A 16532-nucleotide genomic window follows, 5' to 3' on the forward strand; every position below is an offset into this window, starting at 1 on the left:
CCCCGGTGTCCGGCCCGGGAACCGCGCGCCTCGACCGTCCCGCTCCCGGGAAAATCATTCGCCTCCTCCACCCGCCCTGCGCCACCATTGTCATAATCACGGGTGCGCGGAGGGGCGGATGACCATGCCGGAATTACTCGATTCCCCTGGAGACAAACCGTCCCCCCGCAGGTCGGCCGTTCTGCTGGCGCTGCGCTATTACAACGAGGAACTGCTGACCCAGTGGCGGATCGCCGCGCCCGCGCTGATCCTGCCGGCGTTGGGCAACACCTGCCTGTTCTATCTCGCGCCGCTGGCGGTGGGCGCGATCGTGGGGCGGCTGGCCGACGGCGGGGACGCCACCGTCGCCGCGCTCATGCCGTACGTGCTCGGCTTCGGGGCGGTGCTGCTCGCGGGCGAGATCCTGTGGCGGGTGGGCATCCACTTCCTGAACCGTACGGACGCCCGGGGCATCGAGCATCTCGGTGTGAAGGGCATGGACGAGTTGCTGGCCAAGGACGCCGCGTTCTTTCACGACAACTTCGCCGGTTCGCTGACCAAACGGGTGCTGAGCTTCTCCGGCGGGTTCGAGAGCTTCGTGGACACGCTCACGTTCTCGATCATCGCCAAGCTGGTGCCGCTGGCGTTCGCCTCGGTGGTGCTGTGGCGGTACCACCCGATGCTGGTCTTCGTGCTCGTGGGCCTCATCATCGTCACCTGTCTCCTCGTCGCCCCGCTCATCCGCCGCCGCCAGAGGCTGGTGGACCGGCGTGAGGCCGCCAAGGTACGGGTGTCCGGGCACGTCGCCGACGTGCTGGCCAACATGGAGACGGTCCGCGCGTTCGCCGCCGAGGGCCGCGAGGCCGCGCAGCACCGGGCCCAGGTCGCCGAGCAGCGCAGGCTGACGCTCCGTTCCTGGGACTACGGCAACCTCCGGGTGGACACCGTCATCGCACCGCTGTCGATCCTCACCAGCACCGTCGGCCTGCTGCTCGCCGTCACCCTCCGCGGCGGCCTGGGCGTGGAGGCGATCGTGGTGACGTTCAGCTACTACTCGACCTCGATCGGCATCATGTTCGAGTTCAACCAGATCTACCGTCGCATGGAGAGCGTGCTCACCGAGTCCGCCCAGTTCACCGAGCTCCTCCTCACGCCGCCGGGAGTGACCGACCCGGACGACCCGCAACCGCTGCGCCCCGCCGACTCCGGCGTGCGGTTCGAGCGGGTGACGTTCGCGCACGCCGGCGCCCCACCCCTGTTCGACGGCTTGGACCTGCACATCCCCACCGGCACCAAGCTTGGCCTGGTCGGCCGGTCCGGCGGCGGCAAGAGCACCCTCACCCGGCTGCTGCTGCGCCTCATGGACATCGAGGGCGGCCGGATCCTGATCGGCGGCCAGGACATCGCCAGGCTCCGCCAGGCCGACCTGCGCAGCCTGATCGCCTACGTCCCCCAGGAGCCCGCCCTGTTCCACCGGTCGTTGCGCGACAACATCGCCTTCGCCCGGCCGGGCGCCACCGACGCCGAGATCCATCGGGTCGCGCGGGCGGCGCACGTCACGGAGTTCGCCGAGGTCCTGCCGGACGGCTTCGACACGCTCGTCGGGGAGCGCGGCGTCAAGCTCTCCGGCGGCCAGCGGCAGCGTGTCGCCCTCGCCCGCGCGATCCTGCGCGACGCGCCGATCCTGCTGCTGGACGAGGCCACGAGCGCGCTGGACTCCGAAAGCGAGACCCTCGTCCAGGAGGCCCTGTGGGGCCTGATGCGCGACCGCACCGCCCTCGTGGTCGCGCACCGGCTGAGCACCGTCGTCCGCATGGACAACCTGGTGGTGCTCGACCAGGGCCGCGTCGTGGAACAGGGCGATCACCACGAACTCCTGCGGGCCCAGGGGCCGTACGCCCGCCTGTGGCACCACCAGTCCGGCGGCTTCCTCCTCGAGGAGGACACCTCCGGCGCCGCCCTCCTGGAGGAGGACACCTCCGGCGCCGTCCACCGCTGACCCGCGGGCGCCCCCGGCCTCCCCCCCGGTCCCGCGGAATCCATCCGCAACTTTCGCCCCGTACATGAAAGTTTCACCGTCGCGGTGTCGTCCTCCCAGATCGTCAGGACGGGCCGATCGCGGTGTTTGAGGTTCCGCGGCCCGCGTGCCTACGGTGCTGGCACCCGCACAGTGATCCGGCCATGGAGTCCCGAGGAGTCCAGCATGCGCGCCCGCGTCGTCCCGGCCCTGATTCTGGCGCTGCTCGCGCTGGTCGTCACCGCTCCCGAGGCCCGCGCCCAGGTGGTGGGCGGCTTCGACTTCTCCCGGGCGCAGGTCTCCGTCACGGGCCTTCAGGTGCCCTGGGGCCTGGCGTTCCTGCCGGACGGCAGCGCGCTGGTGTCCGAACGCAACACCGCACGCATCCTGCGGGTGCGGCCGGGCCAGACGCCCACCGCGGTCGCCACCGTCAGCGGGGTGAGCGCCTCGGGTGAGAGCGGCCTGCTCGGCATCGCCGTGTCGCCCTCCTACGCCCAGGACGGCTGGGTGTACGCGTACTTCACCAGCACCGCCGGGGACAACCGCCTGGTCAGGCTGCAACTGACCGCACCTCAGACGCAGACGGTGATCTTCTCCGGGGTGCCGGGCAACACCTTCCACGACGGCGGCCGCATCGCCTTCGGGCCGGACGGCATGCTCTACGTGGCGACCGGCGACGCCGGCAACACCGCCAACGCGCAGAACCTCAGCAGCCTCGCCGGGAAGATCCTGCGCATGACGCCCACCGGCGGCGTGCCCGCGGACAATCCGATCGCGGGCTCCCGCGTCTGGACCTACGGCCACCGCAACGTCCAGGGCCTGGCCTGGGACTCCCAGGGCAGGATGTACGCCGCCGAGCTGGGGCAGAACACCCGGGACGAGATCAACCAGATCGTCGCGGGCGCCAACTACGGCTGGCCGACGTGCGAGGGCACCTGCACCAACCCCTCCTTCCGCAACCCGATCGTCACGTGGACCACCGCCGAGGCGTCGCCGAGCGGGCTGGCCTGGGCAAACGACACGCTCTTCGTCGCCGCGCTGCGCGGCCAGCGGCTCTGGACGGTGCCGCTGACCGGCGCCGGTGCGCCCGGCACGCCGCTGGCCGAGTTCCAGTCCGCCTACGGGCGGCTCCGCACGGTCGCGGTCGGGCCGGACGGCTGGCTCTGGGTGGCGACCAGCAACCGGGACGGCCGCGGCACCCCGGTGGCGCAGGACGACCGCATCGTCCGCGTCCCGCCGGCCACCACCGGGGGCGACACCACCCCGCCGACCGCGCCGGCCGGCCTCGCCGCGTCGGGGACGACCTCCACCGGCACCACCCTGGCCTGGACCGCCTCCACCGACGACGTGGGCGTGAGCGGCTATGACGTCCTGCGCGCGCCGGGCGCGTCCGGCGGCGCCTTCACGCAGGTGGGAACCTCGGCCACCACCTCGTTCGCCGAGACCGGGCTCACCGCGAGCACCACGTACCGCTACCAGGTCCGGGCCCGCGACGCGGCGGGCAACCTCTCGCCGGTGTCGAACACCGCGACGGTCACCACCGCCCCGGGCGGCGGGGGCCCCGGCGGATGCTCGGTGACGGCGACCGTCCAGACGCAGTGGGGGACCGGGTACGTGACCCAGCCGGTCACGGTCACCAACACCGGCACGTCCGCGACCAACGGCTGGACGGTGACCTTCACGCTGCCGGGCGGCCACGCCGTCACCGGCTCGTGGAACGCCACCCTCGCCGTCAGCGGGCAGACCGTCACGGCGCGGAACGCCGGGCACAACGGCGCGCTCGGCCCCGGCCAGAGCACCACCTTCGGCTTCCAGGCGAGCCGTCCGAACGGCGACGTCCAGACGCCGTCCGGCTACCGGTGCACGAGCACCTGAGTCCCGGCGGCGCGGCCCGCTCCGGCCGCGGCCCCCTGATCGCGGGGGCCCTGCCGCGCCGGCGGCCGCCTCGAGCATCCGGGGCCGTGCTCAGATCCAGCCGTACTGGCGGGCGATGCGCGCGGCCTCGTGACGGTTCGCGGCACCGATCTTCCCGGCCGCGGAGGAAAGGTAGTTCCGTACGGTGCCGGGCGACAGCGCCGCCCTGCGGGCTATCTCGTCCACCGGCGCTCCCTCGGCGGCCAGTTCCAGCACGTCGGCCTCGCGTGGGGTGAGAGGGCTGTCGCCCGCGCCGATCGCCTCGGCGGCGAGTTGCGGATCGACGTAGCGGCCGCCGCCGTGAATCGTGCGCACGACGTCGACCAGCACGGCGGCGGAGACGGTCTTCGGCAGGAAACCCCGTACGCCGGCGGAGAGCGCCCGCTTCAGGTGCCCGGGGCGGCCATGGCTTGTAACGATCATGGTGTGGCACCCCGGCACCTCCTCATGGATCATGCGGGCCACGGTCACGCCGTCCAGGTCGGGCAGTTGCAGGTCGAGCATCGCCACGTCCGGCCGGAAGACGCGGGCCATGGCGAGGGTCTCGGCGCCGGTGGCCGCCTGGGCCACCACGCTCAGGTCCTCTTCGAGGGCGAGCAGTGCCACCAGGGCACCCCGGATGAGGTGCTCGTCCTCGGCGAGCAGGATCCGGATCGGCGCGCCGCTCACCGGACGTCCTTCCACCGAGCCGGGAACCGCCCGGCGGTCATGCGCGGCGGCGCCACAGCGGTCACCGGGTCTCCTCCTGGACGGCCACGGGCAAGGGCAGCTCGGCGGTGAGACGGAACCGGTCGGGCGGCTCCCGCGTGGTGACGACACTCCCGCCGAGCGCCGCGAGACGTTCCGCCACGCCGGGAAACCCGTTGCCGATCGGCCGCCGGCCGTCGGGAGACTCCGGACCCGTCACCCCGTCGTTCTCCATGCTCAGCGTGAGCCGATCGGTGCCGCCGGTCGTCGACCGGCGCAGGGAGACCGTGCACATCCGCGCCTCGCTGTGCCGCAGCACGTTCGTCGTCCCTTCTCGCACCACCCAGCCGAGCGTGCTCTGCACCTCGGCGGACAGGCCGCGCCCGTCGCCGATCACCTGGCAGCGCACCCCGGCCGAGGCGAGCACCGACCTGGCACCGGCCAGTTCCGTGTCCAGGTCGGCGGTACGGTATCCGCGCACCACCGCGCGCATCTCGGCCAGCGATTCGTGCGCGATCCTGCTCACCTCGCGCATCTCGTCCACCGCCCCGGACCGGCCACGCTCGACCAGCCGTGCCGCGAGTTCACTCTTGAGGGCCACCACCGACAGGTTGCGGCCGATCACGTCGTGCAGGTCGCGGGCGAAGCGCAGCCGCTCCTCGGCCACCGCCAGCCGAGCGTGCACCTTCCTGGAGTGGTCCAGTTCCCAGACGCCCTTCAGCCCCCACATCGAGACGCGGGAGGTGAGCAGCCAGGCGAGCACCAGGCCGCCCAGGCCGATCGCGGCCGGGACGGCGATCGGCACGGGAGCGCCCTCCATCCGGGACACCGCGAACTTCGTCGCCACGGCCGCCGCCAGCACACCGGCGGTGACGGGGAACGGCACCGCCGACGACACGGCGACGACGAACGCGGTCGCGAGGACGACCACCAGGCCCGAGGCCGGGCCGTCGGGGTGACCGGGCTGCGCGTCGGGGTAGGCCACGGCCCCGGCCACCACGCCCACGACCGTGAGCCCGGCGGCGAGGGCGATCAGCCGCACCGGCCGGGACCGACGCCCCAGATAGTGGTCCAGGCCCGCGTGAACGAGCAGCGCGCAGGTGACGGCGTGCAGGGCGACGCAGGCCGTCATCACCCACCGCGCGACCGGCCCCACCGTCGGACCGATCATGACGGCGGCCCACAGCGGTTCGAGGACGTACGCCCCGGAGAGCGAAACGCGGGTCCACAGGTCCCAGCGTTCCGCCTGGCCACGCCGGCGCCGCGACCGGTCCGCGAGTCCGTTTCCCATCCCACCCACCCCGTCATGATCGCACCCGTTCTCGCGGGACGCTCCTACGGCCCGCTACGGCGCGAACCGCATCTCCGGCCAGCGCCTGGACGGCCCGGCGAGCAACGCGCCCGGCCGCCCCAGCAGATGGCGGTCGAAGAACGCGCGAATGTAGACCCGCTGGATCAGCACCGAACGAGGGCCGTCGATCTCGCCGATCATCCCGGTGACCTGGTCCGGCGGCAGTCCCAGCGGGTGCTGCCGGAGCAGCACCTGAAGGTCGGTGAACGAGGTGTGGCCCGCACCGTCCAGCCGTAGCTCCAGCCGCCAGCCTCGCAGGCGGGCCCACAGCGCCGCCCAGCTCGGGTCGTCGCCCCGGCCGTGCTCCGAGCTTCCGACCTGCATGAACGGCCGGTCCAGCCCTTCCCGCAGGACCGGCCCGAACATCGCGCCGTCCAGGTTGACGCCGGCCCTGACCCGCGAGTCCGCGTGCATGGTCGCGGCGGCGGTGGCGCCACCCAGCGAATGCCCGAACATCCCGACACGGGACAGATCAAGCACGCCGCGCAGCCCCTCGGGCACGGACCGGCGCTCGGCGTCGACGACACGTCCGCGATTGAGCGCGGTCAACCGGTCCACGACGAAACGGGTGTCGGCGAGGCGGGCGGCCACCGCCTTGGTGGCGACGGGATCGTCGTGGTCGTCGAAGTCCGGCGGCGGTGAGCTCGCCGCGTGGATCCTCACCTGCCCGTCCGGGAATTCCACCGCTCCGGCGTCGTAGGTGTGGTCGATGGCGGCGACCACGTAACCGTGGCTGGCGAGATCCTCCACCAGGGCGGTGCCGGAGGCACGGTCGGCGCCGAAGCCGTGCGAGAAGAGCACCACCGGCAGCGGCCCCCGCCCTCGATACACCGGCGCCCCCACTCGCCCGTGCGTGACCGGCAGGCGTACGGTTCCCGCCGGAACACCCGCCAGGACGGCCTCCGCGAGCCTGGGCGTGAGCCAGGGCGCCCGGGGGTACGCCGCCGCCTTCCGGGCCGGATACCACAGCTGGACCATGAGCTCCCGGGACCGCATGGCGGGCACCCACGGGTCGGGCCGTGAACGGTCGACCAGGTGGAGCGACACGGTACCGACCCGCAGCGGGCCGGTGGGTCGCGGCAGCGTGAGCCGGACGGGTGCCACCTGGCCGGCGCCGAGGCCGGGGCCGGCCCCGGCCGGCGTCGTTCCAGCGAGTGCGGGGCGGGTGACGCCGGGGCCGGCGAACGCGGGACCGGCCACGAGCGCCACCCCCAGCGCCACCCCCAGCACCGACGCCAGCGCGGCGCGGCGGAGCGTCGCGACTCCTCGCCGGGGCGAGCCGGACTGTCGTGGGGCAGCACCGGCCGGTCGGGGCCGGAAGATGAGAGAGAGTCGATCGGGCATCATCATGATCCCAGCCTCCGGCGCCGCCCGGCCGTGCAGTAGTGCAGGTCCTCACCGGCTCAGGTGCGTCCCTCCTCGCCGGCCGATGACAAATCTCACGGGCGGCGCGGGTGAGGCTCGCCTTCCGGGACCGGGCCCGCCCGCGAAAACGAGGTGAGACCGCCGGGGCTCCCTCGGTAGTCTCATCCCAACACGCAGGGGCTGAGCACGTGGTGAGCTCACTCGGTTGTAACCCGGACGCTTCGGCTGTGGCGGTTCGACTCCGTCCCCCTGCACCGCTCTCGTAGTCCAGCGGCCGAGGACACACGCCTTTCGAGGCGGCGGGCGCCGGTTCGAATCCGGCCGAGAGCACCGGCGGACCGCACCCGGTCCGAGCACGAACGAGACGTGCGTCCCCCCGGCTCGGCGCGGCTGGACCGCGGCGACCGCCGGACGGCGTCGGCGTCGGCGTCGGCGTCGGCGTCGGCGTCGGCGTCGGCGTCGGCAAGACTGCCGCAAAAAGCGGGTCCTACCTGTGGTGCACGATCTGGATCAGGTTGCCGCAGGTGTCGTCCAGGACCGCGGTGGTGACCGGGCCCATCTCCAGCGGCTCCTGGGTGAAGCGCACCCCGAGCTCGCGCAGCCGCCCGAACTCCGCATGCACGTCGTCCACGGCGAAGGCGGTGGCCGGGATGCCGTCCTCCACCAGTGCCGTCTTGTACGGCTTCACCGCCGGATGCTCGTCGGGCTCCAGCAGCAGTTCGGTCCCGTCGGGGTCGTCCGGCGAGACGACGGTCAGCCACCGGTGCTCGCCCAGCGGGACCTCGGTCTTCTTCACGAATCCCAGCACGTCGGTGTAGAAGCGCAGGGCCTTGTCCTGATCGTCGACGAAGACGCTGGACAGGTGGATCTTCATGGGGTGCCCTCTGGTTTTTCTGGCCTGAGCCACCGGTTCACGATGTGCTCAAGCGGTTCGGTGTTCAGGTCGTGGAACTTGTAGCGGCCCTGGCGCCGTGAACGGACCAGACCCGCGGATTCCAGGACGGCCAGATGCTGACTGATCGCCTGGCGGGACAGCCCCAGGCCGTGCTTGGCCACCAGCCGCGCGCAAATCTCGAACAGGGTCTGGCCGTCCCGTTCCACCAGCTCATCGAGGATGCGCCGGCGGGTGGGGTCGGACAGCGCCTTGAAGACGTCCTCCGCCACACCCCAAGCATAGGCAAGTCACTACTTGCCTATCAAGAGGCAAGTAGTGACTTGCCTGTCATGTCGGCCATCCTCGCGTCACCCGCTCGAAGGGGCGGGCTCCACCTGACGGGAACCGTGCGCCGAATCCGAAGGGCGGCCCGCCCCCGGCCGGCCGGACCCGGACGCCGTTCCTCTCCGTGGGCGGATATCTGCGCGCCGGGACGGATAGTCCCTCGACCGCGGGGCAGGGAGGCCCGCATGGTGAACCCCTTGGACATCCTGCTGGTCTTCCTGCTTCTCGCCGCCGCCGGTCTGGTCGTCCGTTTCTGGAAACGGCAACACCGCTGAAGCGACAGCGCCCCGCCCGGAGGGCAGAGGCGTCGCCAGGGCGTCGGCGACCCGAAGAGGCGGAGGCCCGGCGCCCGCGTCAGTAGCGCAGATCCGCCAGGACGCCGTAGTGGTCGGACGGCACCACGCCGCCGACGGGCTCGTCACCGATCACCTCGCAGCGCACCGGATGGCCCGCGCCGCCCCGGCGCGGCCAGGCCGACAGCACGTGGTCGATCCTGCGGTCCGGCCACAGCGCCGGGGCCGCCCACGGGTTGGCCCCGGCCCAGGTGTGCCCGCCGGCCGGGTCGGTTCCGGCGGTGGCCCAGGCGTCGTAGAACACCAGGCCGGGCGCGGCCGCGGCGGACTTGCCGGTCAGCATGCGCAGCTCGTCGCTGTCGGGGTCGGCGTTGAAGTCACCGCACAGCACCGTCGGCTGCCGGCGCTGCCGCGTCTCGGCGACGAAGGCGGCCATCTCGCGCACCTGCCGCTGGCGCTCGCCGCTGTGCTCCGGCCGCCAGGTCAGCGCCGCCACGTAGACATGGATGACACCGCGCGGGCCGTCGATCCCGGCGTACAGCACCTGCCCGCCGGTGTCCGGCCCGCCGGTCAGCTTGCGCGACTCGTGCGCGCCGATCGGCCAGCGCGACAGGACGGCCAGACCGGAGCGCACGCCGTCGACCTCGTAGTCGCCCTCGAACACGTGGTACGGCAGGCCGAGCCGGGCGCCCTGCCCGTCCCACGCCTCCACCAGCCCCACCACGTCGGGGTCATGCCGCTCCAGGGTGGCGCGGATCGCGGCCTCGCGACGCTCCCAAGGGCCGTACCTGCCCCACACGTTCCAGGTGACGAGCCGGAACGTCGTCGTGATCAGCGGTCCGTAGGGTTCGGCGATGTCGTCGGCCATCCGTCTCCTCCCCCACCGTTTCGGCCCGCCGGCGAAGACCCCATCCTCCGGGAACCACCTCCCGCTGTACAGTCCCGCCCGACGGATCAGAAGGTGGTACGAACCCTGCCTACGGGCTCTTTCCCGGGCGTCACGCGGGCGGACCGCGGCGGGGTCGCGGCCGGGAGGTCCGATGGTGTCGGCCCCAGGCGGTGCGGCAGGGCGAAAACCTTATCCAGCCGATGATGTGGCGGGAGATGCGGCGGGACGCCGACCAGCAGTCCGTCGTCCCAGGAGCTCATCCTGAGGCGATCGGTAAAGGGCACGGCGAATCGCGGACGGCAAGGAGCGTCGATGCCCGGCCACCTCGGGGACGGGAGAGGGCGGTGCCGGTCCCGCTTCGCACACGTGAACGCAGGCAACGCTTCGGGGTCGACCCGCACCGCGATGTGAGTTCCGCGCAGGTTACGTAGCCGCGCGCGTCCCGTCAACGCCCCTTTTCCGGCAGGTTACGATTCGGTATCGCCGATAACTTTCCGTCTTGACACGCACCTCCCGCTCGGGCCAAAGTCGAGCAACTTCGTTGAACCGGTTCGCCTCTTCTTCCAGGACACCATTCCGCGACGGCGTCGAGCCGCGGCCGAATAGAGGCTGTTCAACGTGTCCCCCTGAAAATAGCTATGTAAAATTCGCGGCAATGTATCGAACCGGTTCGACGATTGGAGCTGAAAGTGTCGACGATCGGAGACGTGGCCCGGGAGGCAGGGGTGAGCCGGAGCACGGCGTCATACGCGTTGTCGGGCAAGCGGCCCATCTCAGATGAGGTCCGCCGGCGCGTTCTGGCGGCGGCCGAAGCACTGGCGTACACGCCGAACGCGGGCGCCCGGGCGCTGGCCACCTCCGAAACCATGGTTCTCGGCCTGCTCGCGCAGTTCCACGAAGACGAGTTCGCGCCCGCGATGCTCCAGTACATCCTGGGCGTCACCGACACGGCACGCGACCTGGGTTACGACACGCTGCTGGTCACCGAGGCCGACGGGGCGCGGGCGCTGCGGCGCATCACCGACTCGCGGATGGTGGACGGCGTCGTGCTCATGAACATCGCACAGGAGGACCCGAGACTGCCCATCCTGCGGGCCGCGCCGCAGCCGGGTGCCCTGGTCGGCCTGCCGGGCGACTGCTCCGGGCTCGACGTGTTCGACCTCGACTTCGAGGAGGCCGGCCGGGTCATGGTGGACCACCTGCACCGGCTCGGCCACCGCGAGCTGGTCCTCATCTCGCAACCCGACCACGTGGTCGAGCGCGGCGGCGCGTACGTGTGGCGGCTGCGCGACGCCGCGCTCGAACGGGCCCGGCTTCTCGGCGTCACCCTGCACGCCGTGTACGGCGAGTCGCGCCAGCCCGCCGTCGGGCGCCTGCTCAACGGGGTTCTCGACGCTCACCCCTCCGCGACGGGCCTGCTGATCAACAACGAGGCGGTCGCGGCCGCGCTGCCTTCGGTCACCTACCAGCGCGGGCTGCGTGTGCCCGAAGACCTGTCGGTCATCGGGCGCTACTCGGCCGAGTTCGCCGCGACCTTCTCCCTGCCCTATTCCTTCATCGAGAGCGCACCCGACCGCCTCGGTTCCATGGCGGTGCGACAGCTCGTGCGCCGCGTGGAATCCCCGGCGGCGCGCAACGAGCCGTTCGTCGTGCGCTTCATCTCCCCTGAGCTGGTGTCCCTGAAGAGCACCGCACCCCCCCGTCCGCGCTAGTCACGCGGACGACCGCCCATCACCGACGAGGGCGCTCGATGTGAGCGCTAACACAGGAGAATTCAGATGACCCGTACCTCGCTTCCCACCAGGGTGGCGGTCTTCGGAACCGCCTTTCTGGCCCTGTCCGTCCTGACCGCCTGCGCCTCCGCCCCGCAGCCGGGCAGTCCCGTGGAAGACGCCGCGGACAGCGCCCACACCTGGTGGGACCCCTACCCGCAGCACGACGCGAACTCCGCGTGGGCCAAGCGGGTGAACACCTGCGGGCAGCAGGCCGGCGTCACCATCAAACGCACCGCCTACGACACCACCGCCCTGACCAACCAGGCGCTGCTGGCCGGGCAGGAGGGCAACGCACCCGACGTCATCCTCCTCGACAACCCTGTCGTCTCCACCCTGGCGGACGCGGGCATGCTCGCCACGATGTCGGACTTCGGGCTCGACACCGCGCGCTTCGACAAGAACCTCATCGCCGCCGGCGAACTGGACGGCAAGGCGTACGGCGTCCCCATCGGCGCCAACACACTGGCGCTCTACTACAACAAGAAGATCCTCGAAGACGCCGGCGTGAACCCCGAGTCGATCAAGGACTGGGACTCGCTCACCGCGGCACTGAAGAAGGTCAAGGCGGTCGGCAAGAAACCCATCACCTTCGCCGGGATCGGCACCGAGGAGGGCTCCTTCCAGTTCCTGCCCTGGTTCTGGGGCGCCGGCGCGCAGCTCACCCAGCTCGACTCGCCGCAGGCCGTCGAAGCGCTGGAGTTGTGGAACTCCTGGCTCAAGGACGGTCTCGCGCCCAACTCCGTCATCAGCAACTCCCAGAACACCACCTGGGAGGAGTTCCTGACCGGCGACTTCGCCTTCGCCGAGAACGGCACCTGGCAGATCGACAGCGCCGCCAAGGCGGACTTCCCCACCGGCATCGTGCAGATCCCCGCCAAAAACGGCGGTGCCGCGCCCACGCCGACCGGTGGCGAGTTCATCACGGTGCCTATCCAGAAGGACACCAAGCGCTACGACGCCACCAAGAAGATCCTTGAGTGCATGACGACGCCGGAGGGCCTGGTGGAGACCGGCACCACCTTCGCGTACTACATCCCCTCCACCACCGGCGGACAGGAGGCGATCCTCGCCAAGGAGCCGGACCTCAAACCGTGGGTGGAGGCCGTCCGCAGCGCCAAGGGCCGTACCAGCGACAACCTCGGCACCAAGTACCCGAAGATCTCCGAGGCCCTGTGGACCGGCGTGCAGAAGGCCCTGAGCGGCTCGGCCGGTCCCGCCGACGCGCTCAAGGACGCCCAGGCCCAGGCCGAGCAGGCGACCGGTAACTGATCATGGCGACACCCCGAACGGGCACGGCGCGTGCCGGTCGGCCGGCCGACCGGCACGCCCGGCCGGCGCCCCGGCGCCGGCGGACGAGCCGGTGGACGGCCCTGGCCTTCCTCGCGCCGCTGATCGTCTACCTGCTGCTCTTCTACGCCTATCCGCTGTACCGCAACATCGACCTCAGCGTGCACGACTACACGCCGCGCGCCTTCATCCAGGGCGATCCGGAGTTCACCGGGCTGGACAACTACCTGGCCATCGTCTCCGACGACGCCTTCCTGCGCGCGCTGGGCAACACCGCCCTGTTCACGCTGGCGTCGATCGCCGCCCAGTACGTCCTCGGCCTGGCCCTGGCGGTCTTCTTCCACCGCAGATTCCGCCTGTCGGCCGTGCTGCGCGCGATGTTCCTCGTGCCGTGGCTGCTGCCGCTGATCGTCTCGGCCTCGACCTGGTCGTGGATGCTCAACAGCGACAACGGCATCGTCAACGCGGCCCTGCAGGCATTCGGGATCGGCCAGATCAACTGGCTGACCTCCCCGGACACCTCGCTGCTGGCGGTCACCGTCGCCAACATCTGGCTGGGAGTCCCGTTCAACCTGGTCATCCTCTACGCCGGGTTGCAGAACATCCCGGCCGAGCTGTACGAGGCCGCCGGGCTGGACGGCGCCAACGCCTGGCAGCGGTTCCGGCACATCACCTTCCCCCTGCTGCGCCCGGTGTCGGCGATCACCCTTCTGCTCGGCCTGATCTACACGCTCAAGGTCGTCGACATCATCTGGATCATGACCAGGGGCGGCCCGGCGGACGCCTCCACGACGCTGGCCGTCTGGTCCTACCGCGAGGCGTTCGGTACCGGTCAGCCGGACTTCTCCCCGGCGGCGGCGGTCGGCAACCTGCTCATCCTCATCGCCTTCGCCGCCGGGCTCGTGCACGTGCGCCTGCAGCGCAGGGAGGAACATCGATGAAGCGCTCGTGGCAGACCGTGGTAGGCGTCGTCCTGGTGGCGCTGATGCTTTTCCCGGTCTACTGGATGTTCAACGTCTCGCTGACCAGGACGAGCGACATGCGGGCGGACCCGCCCCACTGGTTCCCCTGGGATCCCACGTTCGAGGGCTACGCCGCCGCGCTCGGCCAGCAACTGCCCGCCCTGGCCACCAGCCTGCTCATCGGCCTGGGCACGGTCGCGCTCACGCTGGTCGTGGCCCTGCCCGCCGGGTACGCGCTGGCCAGGCTGCGGCCTCGTGGCGGCCGGACCATCGACTTCCTGCTGCTGGTCGCTCAGATGATCCCCGCGGTCGTCATGGCGATGGGCTTCTACGCCATCTACCTCAGGCTCGGGATGCTCAACACCGTCGCCGGCCTGATCCTCGCCGACTCGACGCTGGCCGTGCCGTTCGCCGTGCTTCTGTTCCGGGCGTTCATGGCGAGCATCCCCCATGAGCTGCTGTCGGCGGCGCAGATGGACGGGGCGAGTACCTGGCGCACGTTCCGCTCCATCGTCCTGCCGCTGAGCCGCAACTCGGTGATCACGGTCTCGCTGTTCACGTTCCTGTGGGCGTGGTCGGACTTCGTCTTCGCCTCGACCCTCAACCGCAACAGCGACACGATCCCGATCACCCTCGGCATCTTCCGCTACATCGGCAACAACACCACCCAATGGAACTCGATCATGGCGACCGCCGTGATCGCGTCCGTTCCCGCGGCCTTCCTCCTGATCCTCGCGCAGCGCTACATCGCCGCCGGGGTCACCGCGGGCGCGGTCAAGGACTGACCAGAAAGGCTCAACGACATGACCGAAGGCACGACGGGCGGCTGTCCCGTGCTGCCCTCCCACGGCCGGATGCGCCCCCTCGGGCTCGCGCAGGTCTCCGTCACCGGCGGCTTCTGGGGTGCCCGCCAGGCCGTGAACGCCACGGCCACGCTGGCCCACTGCGAGTCGTGGATGGAGCGCCTCGGCTGGCTGGCCAACTTCGATCGTGTCGCCGACGGTACGACCGGCCCCGGCCGGCCGGGCTGGCCGTTTTCGGACTCGGAGGTCTACAAGCTGCTGGAGGCCCTGTCCTGGGAAGCGGGGCGCACCGGCGACCCGGACGCGGAGGCCGCGATCAAGCGGCTCACGGCGCGCGTCGCCCGCGCCCAGGATCCCGACGGGTACCTCAACACCTGCTTCGGCCACGGCGGCCAGCAGCCCCGTTACAGCGACCTCGAAGACGGCCACGAGCTGTACAACATCGGCCACCTGCTGCAGGCCGCCGTCGCCCGGCTGCGCACCTCCGGTGAGGACGACCTGGTACGGGTCGCCCGCCGGGCCGCCGACCACGTGTGTCACACGTTCGGCCCGGACGGCCTGACCAAGATCTGCGGCCACCCGGAGATCGAGGTGGGCCTGGCCGAGTTCGGCCGGGCGCTGGGCGACGAGCGTTACATCGAGCAGGCCCGCCTGTTCCTCGACCGCCGCGGCCACGGCACGCTCAAGGACATCCCGCTGGGGCGCGCCTACTTCCAGGACGACATCCCCATCCGCCAGGCCGAGGTCTGGCGCGGCCACGCCGTACGCGCCCTCTACCTCAGCGCCGCCGCGGTCGACGTGGCCGTCGAGCGCGGCGACGACGAGCTGCTGCGCGCGGTGGAGCGGCAGTGGGAGCGCTCGGTCGCCCGCCGCACCTACATCACCGGAGGCATGGGCTCCCGCCACCAGGACGAGGGTTTCGGCGAGGACTGGGAGCTGCCGCCGGACCGCGCCTACTGCGAGACCTGCGCCGGAGTCGCCTCCATCATGGTGTCCTGGCGCCTCTTCCTGGCTACCGGCGACGTCCGCTACTCCGACCTCATCGAGCGCACGCTCTACAACGTCATCGCGGCCTCCCCGAGCCCGGACGGCCGGGCGTTCTTCTACGCCAACCCGCTCCACCAGCGCACCCCCGGCCGGCCCACCGACCCGGACGAGGTCAGCCCACGCGCCGAGGCAGGCGTACGGGCCGCCTGGTTCGACGTCTCCTGCTGCCCCACCAACGTCGCCCGTACTCTGGCCGGCCTCCAGGGGTATCTCGCCACCACCGACGACGACGGCCTCCAGATCCACCAGTACGCCCCCGGCGAGATCCGCGCCGAGCTGCCCGGCGGGCGGCAGGTCGCCGTGGACATCGAGACCGGCTACCCCGAGACCGGCACCGTCCGCGTCCGCGTCGCCGCCGACGCCACCGGCCCCTGGACCCTCACCCTGCGCGTCCCCGCCTGGGCGGCCGGCGCCACGCTGACCGACGAGGGCCGTACCCGGGAGGTCGCCCCCGGCACCGCCGAGATCACACGGACCTTCCGCGCAGGCGACGTCATCGTCCTCGACCTGCCGATGGAGCCGCGTTTCACCTGGCCCGACCCCCGCATCGACGCCGTACGCGGCTGCGTCGCCGTCGAACGTGGCCCCGAGGTCCTGTGTGTCGAGTCCCACGACCTCCCCGGCGCCGCCGGACTCGACACCCTCGTGATCGACCCCTCGCCGGGCCTGCGCGCCGAGCCCGGCGGTGCCCGGGGCCGCGCGCTGCTGCCCGCCCGGCCGGACCGGTCCTGGCCCTATCCCGTCATCGATCCCGCACATCCGGCCGCCCCCGCCGGGGACGCCGGATGGTTCGACGTTTCGCTGCGGCCCTACCACTCCTGGGCCCGGCGAGGCCCCTCGGGCATGCGCATCTGGCTGCCCGTGTCCACCCCCCGCTGAACCACGCCGGTTTCACGGAGACTCCGATGTGCCCCGCCACGGCTTCGCACCCATCCTGAGCGCCC

13 protein-coding genes and 2 tRNA genes are annotated in these 16532 nt (G+C 71.5%); 9 read left to right on the forward strand and 6 right to left on the reverse strand.

Translation table 11 applies throughout. From position 1 onward, the window contains the following. Positions 1-118 precede the first annotated feature (118 nt). Together AB0F88_RS00655 and AB0F88_RS00660 are read left to right on the forward strand one after the other, a co-directional pair. Positions 119-1978 carry an ABC transporter ATP-binding protein gene (locus AB0F88_RS00655; RefSeq protein ID WP_362675817.1) on the forward strand — a complete coding sequence of 620 codons (1860 nt, stop codon included), beginning with the start codon at positions 119-121 and terminating at the stop codon, positions 1976-1978. Positions 1979-2182: 204 nt separating this feature from the next. Then, positions 2183-3871, forward strand: a complete 1689-nt coding sequence (locus tag AB0F88_RS00660) for a PQQ-dependent sugar dehydrogenase (RefSeq protein ID WP_362675820.1) — start codon at positions 2183-2185, stop codon at positions 3869-3871. Between the two features lie 90 nt (positions 3872-3961). Here the strand turns inward: AB0F88_RS00660 and AB0F88_RS00665 are convergent, their stop codons facing one another. The 3 genes from AB0F88_RS00665 to AB0F88_RS00675 form a co-directional block, all read right to left on the reverse strand. Beyond that, positions 3962-4579 (reverse strand): response regulator transcription factor, encoded by a 618-nt coding sequence (locus AB0F88_RS00665; protein WP_362675822.1) that lies wholly within the window; start codon positions 4577-4579, stop codon positions 3962-3964. Between the two features lie 61 nt (positions 4580-4640). Next, positions 4641-5888 carry a histidine kinase gene (locus AB0F88_RS00670; RefSeq protein WP_362675825.1) on the reverse strand — a complete coding sequence of 416 codons (1248 nt, stop codon included), beginning with the start codon at positions 5886-5888 and terminating at the stop codon, positions 4641-4643. 54 nt (positions 5889-5942) lie between these two features. Next, positions 5943-7292: a lipase gene (locus tag AB0F88_RS00675; RefSeq protein ID WP_362675828.1), complete on the reverse strand. Its 1350-nt coding sequence runs from the start codon at positions 7290-7292 to the stop codon at positions 5943-5945. A 194-nt stretch (positions 7293-7486) separates the two neighbouring features. On the opposite strand from AB0F88_RS00675, the gene AB0F88_RS00680 reads away from it, so the two are divergent. Both AB0F88_RS00680 and AB0F88_RS00685 read left to right on the forward strand, forming a co-directional pair. Further along, positions 7487-7567: transfer RNA gene (locus AB0F88_RS00680), tRNA-Tyr, on the forward strand. A gap of 2 nt (positions 7568-7569) precedes the next feature. Beyond that, positions 7570-7643 (forward strand) — tRNA-Glu (locus AB0F88_RS00685). Between the two features lie 157 nt (positions 7644-7800). Here the strand turns inward: AB0F88_RS00685 and AB0F88_RS00690 are convergent. The 3 genes from AB0F88_RS00690 to AB0F88_RS00700 all read right to left on the reverse strand — a co-directional run bounded on the left by AB0F88_RS00690 (position 7801) and on the right by AB0F88_RS00700 (position 9693). Beyond that, positions 7801-8187 (reverse strand): VOC family protein, encoded by a 387-nt coding sequence (locus tag AB0F88_RS00690; RefSeq protein WP_362675831.1) that lies wholly within the window; start codon positions 8185-8187, stop codon positions 7801-7803. Continuing rightward, a complete protein-coding gene (locus AB0F88_RS00695) occupies positions 8184-8477 on the reverse strand; it encodes a metalloregulator ArsR/SmtB family transcription factor (protein WP_362675834.1) in 294 nt (97 codons plus the stop codon). Before AB0F88_RS00695 ends, AB0F88_RS00690 begins: the two co-directional genes overlap by 4 nt. Before the next feature lie 409 nt (positions 8478-8886). After that, positions 8887-9693 (reverse strand): endonuclease/exonuclease/phosphatase family protein, encoded by an 807-nt coding sequence (locus AB0F88_RS00700; protein ID WP_362675837.1) that lies wholly within the window; start codon positions 9691-9693, stop codon positions 8887-8889. A gap of 710 nt (positions 9694-10403) precedes the next feature. Here AB0F88_RS00700 and AB0F88_RS00705 point away from each other — a divergent pair. From AB0F88_RS00705 to AB0F88_RS00725, 5 genes are all read left to right on the forward strand, one after another. Further along, a complete protein-coding gene (locus tag AB0F88_RS00705; protein WP_362675839.1) occupies positions 10404-11426 on the forward strand; it encodes a LacI family DNA-binding transcriptional regulator in 1023 nt (340 codons plus the stop codon). Positions 11427-11492: 66 nt separating this feature from the next. Next, positions 11493-12758: an extracellular solute-binding protein gene (locus AB0F88_RS00710; protein ID WP_362675842.1), complete on the forward strand. Its 1266-nt coding sequence runs from the start codon at positions 11493-11495 to the stop codon at positions 12756-12758. 2 nt (positions 12759-12760) lie between these two features. Continuing rightward, entirely contained in the window at positions 12761-13717 is a 957-nt protein-coding gene (locus tag AB0F88_RS00715; protein ID WP_362675845.1) for a sugar ABC transporter permease, read from the forward strand. Further along, a complete protein-coding gene (locus tag AB0F88_RS00720) occupies positions 13714-14523 on the forward strand; it encodes a carbohydrate ABC transporter permease (protein ID WP_362675848.1) in 810 nt (269 codons plus the stop codon). The genes AB0F88_RS00715 and AB0F88_RS00720 overlap by 4 nt, the downstream gene beginning before the upstream one ends. Before the next feature lie 18 nt (positions 14524-14541). After that, on the forward strand, positions 14542-16467 hold the full coding sequence (locus AB0F88_RS00725; RefSeq protein WP_362675851.1) for a beta-L-arabinofuranosidase domain-containing protein: 1926 nt from the start codon (positions 14542-14544) through the stop codon (positions 16465-16467). The last annotated feature ends 65 nt before the right edge of the window (positions 16468-16532 follow it).

Origin of the sequence: Streptosporangium sp. NPDC023963, assembly GCF_040639135.1 — a bacterium.
Lineage (GTDB): Bacteria > Actinomycetota > Actinomycetes > Streptosporangiales > Streptosporangiaceae > Streptosporangium.

Bases quoted from the DNA above. Each gene is read 5' to 3' on its own strand.
- AB0F88_RS00715 (WP_362675845.1), top strand. From the start codon at position 12,761: ATGGCGACACCCCGAACGGGCACGGCGCGTGCCGGTCGGCCGGCCGAC.
- AB0F88_RS00655 (WP_362675817.1), top strand. From the start codon at position 119: ATGACCATGCCGGAATTACTCGATTCCCCTGGAGACAAACCGTCCCCC.
- AB0F88_RS00690 (WP_362675831.1), bottom strand. From the start codon at position 8,187: ATGAAGATCCACCTGTCCAGCGTCTTCGTCGACGATCAGGACAAGGCC.
- AB0F88_RS00710 (WP_362675842.1), top strand. From the start codon at position 11,493: ATGACCCGTACCTCGCTTCCCACCAGGGTGGCGGTCTTCGGAACCGCC.
- AB0F88_RS00675 (WP_362675828.1), bottom strand. From the start codon at position 7,292: ATGCCCGATCGACTCTCTCTCATCTTCCGGCCCCGACCGGCCGGTGCT.
- AB0F88_RS00700 (WP_362675837.1), bottom strand. From the start codon at position 9,693: ATGGCCGACGACATCGCCGAACCCTACGGACCGCTGATCACGACGACG.
- AB0F88_RS00725 (WP_362675851.1), top strand. From the start codon at position 14,542: ATGACCGAAGGCACGACGGGCGGCTGTCCCGTGCTGCCCTCCCACGGC.
- AB0F88_RS00720 (WP_362675848.1), top strand. From the start codon at position 13,714: ATGAAGCGCTCGTGGCAGACCGTGGTAGGCGTCGTCCTGGTGGCGCTG.
- AB0F88_RS00670 (WP_362675825.1), bottom strand. From the start codon at position 5,888: ATGGGAAACGGACTCGCGGACCGGTCGCGGCGCCGGCGTGGCCAGGCG.
- AB0F88_RS00660 (WP_362675820.1), top strand. From the start codon at position 2,183: ATGCGCGCCCGCGTCGTCCCGGCCCTGATTCTGGCGCTGCTCGCGCTG.